Raw genomic sequence first — 9,453 nt, 5'->3', positions numbered from 1 at the left:
AGACACTGCGAAGAATGAGCAGATGTCGCACTTGTGCCCGTGGTGAAAGGGAGTGAATTTCGCAAAAATCAACATTGAACGATAACAAAGCCTTTAAAAAAAGAAGCTAGCGGCACACCTAATGGGCCAGCTAGCTTCCATAACTACTATATTCAACGTAAAGTTCCTTAAACTTACCTTACTTCGTCCCGAACAACCGGTCTCCCGCATCTCCTAATCCAGGGACGATGTATCCTTTATAATTTAATTTTTCATCCATGGCCGCTAAATATATGTCCACATCCGGGTGCGCCTTTTGCACTTCTTCCACCCCTTCAGGTGCCGCAACGAGACACATTAACTTGATGTTATTCGCACCTCGTTTTTTTACAGAATGAATAGCTTCCACCGCAGAACCACCTGTTGCAAGCATCGGATCAATGACGATTAACTCCCGCTCTTCAATATCACTGGGAAGTTTCACATAATATTCCACAGGTTTAAGTGTTTCCGGATCCCGGTACAAACCAACATGACCAACTTTCGCCGCCGGAATTAACTTCAAAATTCCGTCCACCATACCTAACCCAGCCCGTAAAATAGGAACCAACCCGAGTTTTTTCCCAGCAATCAGTTTACTTTTCGCAGTTCCCACCGGCGTCTCCACTTCCACATCCTGTAGAGGGAGATCCCGGGTAATCTCAAACGCCATTAAACTTGCCACCTCATCAATTAACTCCCGAAACTCTTTCGTGCCCGTATTTTTATCGCGTATGTACGTTAACTTATGCTGAATAAGGGGATGATCAAACACATAAACTTTGCCCATGATTCCGCTCCTTTATAAAATATTGAATCTGATGACTAGTATTGCCAACTATCTTCTGTGAAAATTCTACATAAAAAGAAACTACGATTCAAGCAGTAATCAACATAAACGTGAAAAATCCATGACAATCCTGAAAATAATCTCGAAATTACACGAATCTTCTTCCGTTTTACCCGAACAAGACATGGTATACTCATTTTACAAACTCCACTTTAACACACTCAAGAGCGGCAGGTGTAAACATGACAGCACTATTATATTTCCTAGTTTATCTATTTCCGATTATCGGTTCCGTTGCCTTCGGATACTTCACATGCGAAACTCGCTCAGAAGAACTCTTAATCCCAAAACTCATCGGCTACTACTTTCTCGGAACGTTAATTTTTTGGTTTGGCCTCCTGCCCATTCCTGCAGGATTGGCGATTGGGTATTTCCTTTTCAAACCTCAAACGAATCGCTCAACAAAAAAATGGGTCCTCCTAATTGGAACGATGATTAGCTTCATCAGCCAACTGACGATTTTTTAATACGCTATAAAAACACCCTCACCTTTGATACATAATCCCATAGAAACATTTTTTTCAGAAAGTATACAAAACAGCACCTTCACCCACTGACGTGGAAAGGTGCTGTTCAAAGCAGTTCTAGTTATTCAGTTTCACAGATGGCAATTCAATGACGCTTTCCCTCTCCCTTAAATCTATGGGTAAAACTATTTTTTTATTGACGACTTCCATTTTCTCAATCTGTTTAATTAATAATTGTGTTGCCATTCTTCCTTTCATGCTCACATCCTGAGAGATGGTTGTCAATGGAGGCGATACATATTTGGAGAAATACAGGTCGTCAAATCCAATGATAGAAATGTCCTCCGGGATTTTATAGTCTAGGTCATGTAGTCCTTTCATTAGACCGAATGCCACAACATCAGAAAAACAAAAGACAGCAGTCACATCTGATAGTTTACGAATTTCTTCTGCTGCCAGATATCCTCCCTCCATACTGCCTGGAGTTTCGATTCGGTAACGCTCATCGTATGTCAGTCCTCTACTTTCCAAAGCGATTCGATGACCTTGAAGACGTCCTTTCGTTACCCCGTCTTCTTTTGCTTCCCCACCTACAACGGCGATTTTCGTGTGCCCTTTATCCAATAAGTATTTTGTCCCAGTGTAGCCACCTTGCTCATCGTCCAAATAAACTTGGTATAAGTCAGGTTCCATTAAATAACTGTCTATAAATACACATGGCACCTGCATTTCTTTAATCCGTTCCATAATGGGAGATCCTTGATATGTTCCCACAACAACAAGGCCGTCAATGTTCCGCTCCTTCACAAAGTCAAGGACTTCCCCCTTATTTTCATTCACACCGGAGATAATGACATGAAACTTCTGATCCCTCGTCCCCGCTTCAATTCCTGATACAAGATTCCAATAAAAGGGGTTATCCTGAAGGTTTCCGTCATCTTGCTGAAACGGTACAATGAGTCCAATTAAACTACTTTTCATTTGCTTTAAACTTCTTGCAGATAGATTTGGAGTAAACCCCATTTCCTCAATTATCATTTTCACTTTTGAGACGGTTTTTTCTGACACCCGTCCTTTTTCATTAATCACATTAGAGACAGTAGCGATAGATACGCCTGCCCGATCTGCTACATCATGTATATTTGGCCTCTGCTTCATATAACTACCTCCATCTACCGTTCCATTCTTCCCTACATTATTCTACTTGCTATTATAATACAAGATTGCTATTTGTAAAACGTTTAATCAAATACTATTCTAATAACAAATGAATTTTTTCAAAAAAAACTGTTGTGCCTTTGTCACTTATATGGTATTTTTAGATTAAACGTTTAATCAAATACCATTCATGTTAATCTCACATAATTGTTTCTTAAACTTGTGGGATAAATAACTAAGGAGGATTAATAATGTTGAAACTTAAGACAAAGTCGCTTTTCTTTTTACTCTTTTTGTTAGCGCTATCATTTATTTTTGTCGCATGTAACGGCGATGGGGAGGATGCTGCAACTGACACCGACACAACTGTGGATACTACAGACGAGGACACAGAAGAAACAGGTGATGGGAATGACAGCACCTCAGAAGACACAGCAAGTGATATCCCGGAGAAACCAGATATGTTGAAAATGTGGGTACATGACGAAGACATTCAATTCCAGGCTTACGAAGAATTAACTGCACTTTTTACAGAGGAGTTTGGCATTGGCGTGGAGATGATCCCATACTCTCAGTCTGACCAGTTAGATGGCTTATCTCTCGATGGTCCGCAAGGTTTGGGTCCAGATTTATTTTACACACCACACGACCACATGGGTAACATTCATGTCCAAGGATTGGCAGCTGAATTGGAACTTACTCCAGATCAGGAAGCCCGCTTAGCAGAGTATAATCAAGAAGCGGTCCTATCATTCAGTTTTGAGGGAACTCAATATGGAATCCCAGCTGTGGTAGAGACATATGTTCTCTTCTATAATCAGGATTTAGTTCCCGAAGCACCAGAAACAATGGATGAGTTAATGGACATCGCAGTGAATTTAACCGATGGAGATACTTACGGATTCCTTATTGATGGAACGAACTTTTACTTTACTTATCCCTTCTTAACTGGTCCAGGGGGATACATCTTCCATCAAGATGCAGACGGTATTTTTGACACTGATGATATTGGCTTGGCAACTGCTGGTGCTGTGGAAGGAGCTGGCCTCATCCAAAGCTGGTTCCAGGATGGATTATTGCCTGTGGGAATGGATATGGATATTCTAAATGGTCTCTTTATGGATGGAAAAGCTGGGATGGCCGTCACAGGACCATGGGCAATTGCAGATTACCGTGAAGCTATTGGAGACAGTTTAGCTATTGCTCCATTACCAACGTGGGATGGAAATTCACTAAACTCCTTCTCCGGTAACAAAGGATGGTTAGTCAACTACTATTCGGAAAACTTATATTGGGCAACAGAACTGGCTTTATTTTTGACGAACGCTGAGAATGGAGAACGTTATTTCGAGATTGCAAATGAATTACCTGCTCACTCAAATGTGACGATCAATGATGAATTCATGGGACCAGTATTGGAGCAAATTCAAGTGGCAGAACCGATGCCAAACGTACCTGAAATGGCCCTCGTTTGGGAGCCAATGGCTGATGCACTCAACTTCATTTCACAAGGAGATGATCCCCAAGAAGTACTGGACGAGGCCGTGGAACAAATCAGGGCAAATATAAATATGCAACAGTAAAGTTTAAAAATTTATGTAGCAGAGTATCTTTAAGCTCAGCCCCCCGCTTGGCGGGGCTGAGCTTATTTCTTTTTTTGAAATTTTATTTGATTCTGATGGCTTGCTAGTATAGTCGTGGGATTCAGGCATCGAATTCGAATAAGGTTGTTCTGGGCAACGTCCGAACACAGACTCCGTTCGGACAATTCAATTTGATCACTCCGGCCATTTGTCCAAAGTTGACCCGCAATTCCTTCCACAAATGTCGGACCAACCAAGAAAAAAAGCATGCCACGGGATGTCTTCTTTAAGCTTGGTAACTAAGCTTATTGAATCATCCTTGGCATGCTTTTATTTATGGATATTTGTCCGTTTTCCTTCTTCAGTTACATCCACGGGACTAATACTGGGATGGATAGACGAGCCAACGCGGTTTCTAAACACGGTTGAAGTAGCCAGTTACAATCTTTCCTATCCTAACTCTTCATACAAAGGTAGCTTTGCTGTCAGCTTTTCTACTGCCTTTTTTGCCTCGGCCATCACGTTCTCGTCACTTAGTCCCTTTAACACACTTGCAATAATCTTACCGGTTTCCCGGGCATCCTCTTCCTTAAAACCACGGCTCGTGACAGCTGCCGTACCAATACGTAAACCGCTTGTGACAAAAGGACTTTCTGGGTCATACGGAATCGTATTCTTATTTGTCGTTATTCCTACCTGGTCCAATGCCTCTTCCGCCACTTTCCCAGTCAGACCAAGGCTTCGCAGATCAAGTAAAACGAGATGATTATCGGTTCCCCCAGAAACAAGATTAATTCCTTCGTCCAACAATGCCCCAGCAAGAGCTGCCGCATTTAAAACCACTTGCTTCGAATATGTCTTAAACTCTTCTCCTAAGGCTTCCCCTAAAGCCACTGCTTTAGCAGAAATCACATGCATTAACGGACCACCCTGGATTCCAGGAAAAATTGATTTATCAATTTTTTTCCCGAATTCCTCTTTACAAAGGATCATTCCACCACGGGGACCACGCAATGTTTTATGGGTTGTTGTGGTCACAAACTCCGCAAAAGGAACTGGTGAAGGATGAACCCCTGTTGCTACTAATCCAGCGATGTGAGCCATATCAACCATCAAGTAGGCTCCTACTTCATCTGCAATTTCACGGAATACTTTAAAATCAATCTCCCTAGGATATGCACTGGCTCCGGCAACGATAAGCTTCGGTTGGTGCTCAATCGCTTTGGCACGAACATCGTCGTAATCCAAAATACCAGTTTTTTCATTGACCCCATATTCGACAAAATTAAACTGTTTTCCACTAAAGTTAACAGGACTTCCGTGAGTTAAGTGTCCCCCGTGAGATAAGTTCATTCCCAGGACAGTGTCCCCATGGTCCAAAATAGCATAATAAACGGCCATATTCGCCTGAGCACCAGAGTGTGGCTGCACATTAACATGTTCTGCACCAAATAACTTTTTCGCACGGTCTCGAGCAATATCCTCTACCACATCAACATGCTCACACCCGCCATAATAACGCTTGTGAGGATATCCTTCCGCATATTTATTCGTAAGCACTGAGCCTTGCGCTTCCATTACAGCCTTAGAAACAAAGTTCTCCGATGCGATTAATTCAATATTAGAACGCTGTCTTCCCAATTCCGCCTGCAAAGCGGCAAAAACTTCTCCATCCTGATCCTGCACATTTGCAAGAGTATCTGTCTTGATCGTTGTCATTCTTCTAGACCCTCCTATTAATTAACTGACTATGTGTGAAACCAATACTTAATCCACTTAACGACATTTTTATTAATCACATTTATCTTTATGTACTTTTTGATAAACTGCCCGTTCCCCGCCAATGAGCTTCGGCCTCGTGCGCGCCATCGTTAAATGGGCATTTCCGATGGACTTCACCGAACTCCTCACTGGTACCGCCACCCGCTTCAGGTGCATCCCGATAAACGTATCTCCGATGTCAATGCCCGCATCAGCAGTCACCTCTTCTACCATAACAGGATTCTCCATTTTTTCAAAGGCTAAAGTGGCCATTGCTCCCCCTGCACTTGGGCCTGGAACCACCGACACTTCTTCGAGACGATTCTCCAACGCGACACTCCGTTCCACTACGAGGGCACGGTTTAAATGTTCACAACATTGGAAGGCATAGGCAACCCCAGTCTTGCGCTGAAACTCCACAAACACTTCCCACAGGGCCTCAGCGACCTCTCCCGTTCCGGCACGGCCGATATGCTCACCCATAACCTCACTGGTACTAGTTCCAACAACCATCAACTGCTCGGACCTCAAATTTGCGGCATGCTGGAGATCATTCAGCGCAACCTCTAACTGCTGTTGCCATTCCATTTTTCCCATGCCTTACCATCCCCTTTGTCCGAAATTAATACCACCACTCAGCTCATGACGAATGATTCCCTGCCATATAATCTAAATGATTAGATACTGGATCCATTTTCATACTCCGTAATCTTCCCTACTCTAGTGGCATGACGTCCACCCTCAAACTCCGTTGATAACCAAACACGGGCGATCTCAAGCGCTAACCCAGGACCAACAACCCGCTCCCCCATGGCAAGGATATTCGTATCATTATGCTCCCTTGTTACCTTAGCCGTGAATAAATCATGTACAAGCGCACAACGAACACCCTTCACCTTATTCGCCGCAATGGACATACCGATCCCAGTACCGCAGATCAATATCCCCCTGTCCACTTCACCATTCGCAACCTTCTCCGCCACAGGAATACCATAGTCCGGATAATCAACCGAATCCGTACAATCACAGCCAACATCCTCATACTCCAGATCCAGTTCCTCTAACAAACGAATAATCTCACCCTTTAAATTCACACCACCGTGATCCGAACCAATCGCAACCTTCATTATTCTTGCCGCCTTTCTTACCTTCCCTTTTTAGGAAAAACAATATTTTTCTACCTGTTCGTATTTTAACAAGGGAACCGTCATTGAAACAGTAGTATTTCATAAAAAATAAACCCTTTTTTTCACAACAGTCCTAACATCCCGTAAAAGTCCCCATATCATGCTACCTGTATCCTAACATTTAGACAGGAACCGCCCAACGGGACCGTAATGAAATTGGCAGAACCTTTTACAGCTTAAATTTGCTGATCGTTTCCTTTAATTGGTTTGCCTGATCCAGTAATTGATCTGCTGAGGCAGATACTTCCTCCATCATAGCCATCTGCTCTTCTGTTACCGAGGATACATCTAGCGCCGCAGCAGACGTTTCTTCCGCCACTGCAGCCACTTGCTGGGCATCTTCATTTGTTGCTTTTATGGTGGATACTTGCCGTTCCACAAGTTGAAGGATTTCTTCCACGGATGCAGCAACCTCATTAACAGACGTGGACATTTCAGCAATGGCTTCCGTCGTTTGACTTCCCTTTTCCGATTCTTTTGTTGCTGCTTGTACTTGTTCTGTTATTTGATTTACCACATTGGCTACTTCCATCTGAATATTATGGATTAATTCTGAAATACCTTGTACGGCTTTTCCACTTTCATCGGCTAGCTTCCGAACTTCATCTGCAACGACCGCAAATCCTCGCCCTTGTTCACCGGCTCTTGCGGCTTCAATCGAAGCATTTAACGCCAAAAGATTCGTCTGTTCCGCAATATCCCCAACTAAAGAAATGATTTCGCCAACTTTTTTCGCATGCATGTCCAAACGATTAACGGCAGAAAGGGAATTCTTATTTTCAACCGCCAGTTTCTGTATTCCATTCACTAATGACTGGATGACCAACTTCGTGTCACCAAGTGTTTCAACCATCTCATTGGACAGTTTGCTTGAGTTTTCCGCATTCACCTGAACCTGTGTTGCAATTTGCGTTACTTCTTCCATGGAAGATGCAGTGTTCTGTATTGATGCTGCGGAGCTTTCTGCCCCTGCAGTAATTTGATCCACAGTGGAATTTACTGTTTCCGAACGGTTCGCTGCATCTTTACACGCTTCTTTCATATCCATTACTTTTCCGTTCGTTTCCTCGAAATTTACATTTATATCTTTCACCATTGTCTTTAGATTATCAATCATGTTATTGTATGCCAGTGCTAATGCCTGCAGTTCGTCTTTGGACTTCGGAACTTCAACCTTTTTATCAATTTCACCATTAGCCACTTTTGTTGCAGCCCTTTCTATTGCCTTTAACGGTTTTACAATAAATCCTGCTGCAAGAAAACCTAAAATACCACACCACAATATACCTAATGCAAAGACGAGTAATATGTATACCCTTTCATTCACTTGGATGAACTCCCCAAAAAAGTCCGCCAAATAAAAGAGGAAAACGGCGCTTACTCCATACGTAATTGCAGCCACCGCACTTATTCCGATCACTAATTTTTTTCGAATATTAAATGATCTTTCCTTTTTCCTTGAATTCATTTCCTCTTTCTCCCCCAACTATTCTATTTATGTTTCCATCTCAATCTATTTATCGTTCTCCCCTTGAAGTTTGTTTACTAATTTTTTCACTGCCGCTTCCAATTCTAGATACGTTTCATTATATACGGATACATCAGACATATAAGGATCTGCCACATCAAAAGAAGGTAACTCTGCCGTTAATTGTGCAATTGCTTCATGGTCAGGCTGTAGTTCCTGAAGCAGCTTTTCCTCTAAATGTTCCTGATTTGAAATATCATTGGTTTCATTGTATTTTTCTATCTGGTTTTGATTATTTGCCAAAAACGTAGCCCGTTTCAATTCTAATTGAGCCATATGATGTTTCAACTGTTGAATTTTTTCCTGGGTTTTGGGGTCATCTAAAATATACTCTTTCAAGCTGTACACCTTTTCTGCTATATATGGGAATTGATCAATTACTGCCCGGCGATGGTTTTCCGTCATCGTTAATATAATATCAGCCCATTCCATTATCTCTTTCGAAAGAGTGGTGGCACGATGATTTTCTTCGATACCCCTTTGGGAAAGAACTGTTCGTGCCCCCTCGGACATTGCCATTCCTTCCAGTGCGTGGACACCTGCTGATTTCACTTCATACCCGCTAGGTTGATACTTTTTGAAGATGGCTTCCGCTAACGGGCTTCTACATGTATTTCCTGTACAGACAAATAGTATTTTTTTCATTGTGCACATCCCTCCTACCTACCGAATTCCCCTATTCTCTGACTTTTATTCTTATAATTATGAAAAGCGCAAGCGCCTAGGCTCACGAGCGTAGGGCAGTGCAGGAATGACAACTAGAAGTCCGTTCTTTGACTTCGGTTGTCACTTCCGAAGTGCCCCGTAGCAATTAAGAAGCAACTGAAAAAGTTTAAAACCACTTTTTCAGTTCCTTTTATTTGTATGGCAATGGCTGCGCTCGTCGCTCGCCTGATAGGAG

The 9,453-nt window shown here is 42.5% G+C and carries 9 protein-coding genes; 2 read left to right on the top strand and 7 right to left on the bottom strand.

The window, feature by feature from the left end:
- Nucleotides 1–178 precede the first annotated feature (178 nt).
- Nucleotides 179–808, bottom strand: a complete 630-nt coding sequence (gene upp, locus KS419_RS03765) for a uracil phosphoribosyltransferase (RefSeq protein ID WP_217064750.1) — start codon at nt 806–808, stop codon at nt 179–181.
- 242 nt (nt 809–1,050) lie between these two features.
- Here upp and KS419_RS03760 point away from each other — a divergent pair, with 242 nt between their 5' ends.
- A complete protein-coding gene (locus KS419_RS03760) occupies nt 1,051–1,335 on the top strand; it encodes a hypothetical protein (protein WP_217064749.1) in 285 nt (94 codons plus the stop codon).
- A gap of 117 nt (nt 1,336–1,452) precedes the next feature.
- On the opposite strand, the gene KS419_RS03755 is transcribed toward KS419_RS03760, so the two are convergent.
- Complete coding sequence (locus KS419_RS03755; protein ID WP_217064748.1) at nt 1,453–2,493, bottom strand: LacI family DNA-binding transcriptional regulator; 1,041 nt, start codon at nt 2,491–2,493, stop codon at nt 1,453–1,455.
- A gap of 251 nt (nt 2,494–2,744) precedes the next feature.
- Between KS419_RS03755 and KS419_RS03750 the strand changes: the two genes are divergently transcribed.
- Nucleotides 2,745–4,076, top strand: coding sequence for a sugar ABC transporter substrate-binding protein (locus KS419_RS03750; RefSeq protein ID WP_217064747.1), 1,332 nt, complete (start codon nt 2,745–2,747; stop codon nt 4,074–4,076).
- A gap of 450 nt (nt 4,077–4,526) precedes the next feature.
- Here KS419_RS03750 and glyA read toward each other — a convergent pair whose 3' ends face one another.
- From glyA to KS419_RS03725, 5 genes are all read right to left on the bottom strand, one after another.
- Entirely contained in the window at nt 4,527–5,795 is a 1,269-nt protein-coding gene (gene glyA, locus KS419_RS03745) for a serine hydroxymethyltransferase (RefSeq protein ID WP_217064746.1), read from the bottom strand.
- Between the two features lie 72 nt (nt 5,796–5,867).
- Nucleotides 5,868–6,434, bottom strand: coding sequence for a TIGR01440 family protein (locus KS419_RS03740; RefSeq protein ID WP_217064745.1), 567 nt, complete (start codon nt 6,432–6,434; stop codon nt 5,868–5,870).
- Between the two features lie 80 nt (nt 6,435–6,514).
- Entirely contained in the window at nt 6,515–6,964 is a 450-nt protein-coding gene (gene rpiB / locus KS419_RS03735) for a ribose 5-phosphate isomerase B (protein WP_217064744.1), read from the bottom strand.
- A 229-nt stretch (nt 6,965–7,193) separates the two neighbouring features.
- Complete coding sequence (locus KS419_RS03730; RefSeq protein ID WP_217064743.1) at nt 7,194–8,492, bottom strand: methyl-accepting chemotaxis protein; 1,299 nt, start codon at nt 8,490–8,492, stop codon at nt 7,194–7,196.
- A 45-nt stretch (nt 8,493–8,537) separates the two neighbouring features.
- The gene (locus KS419_RS03725; RefSeq protein ID WP_217064742.1) at nt 8,538–9,197 is read right to left on the bottom strand and encodes a low molecular weight protein arginine phosphatase; all 660 of its coding nucleotides are present in this window, start codon (nt 9,195–9,197) and stop codon (nt 8,538–8,540) included.
- Between the last annotated feature and the right edge of the window lie 256 nt (nt 9,198–9,453).

The sequence above is a fragment of the Evansella tamaricis genome (assembly GCF_019042215.1).
GTDB lineage: Bacteria > Bacillota > Bacilli > Bacillales > Salisediminibacteriaceae > Evansella > Evansella tamaricis.
This window is presented reverse-complemented; position numbering and strand designations above follow the sequence as displayed.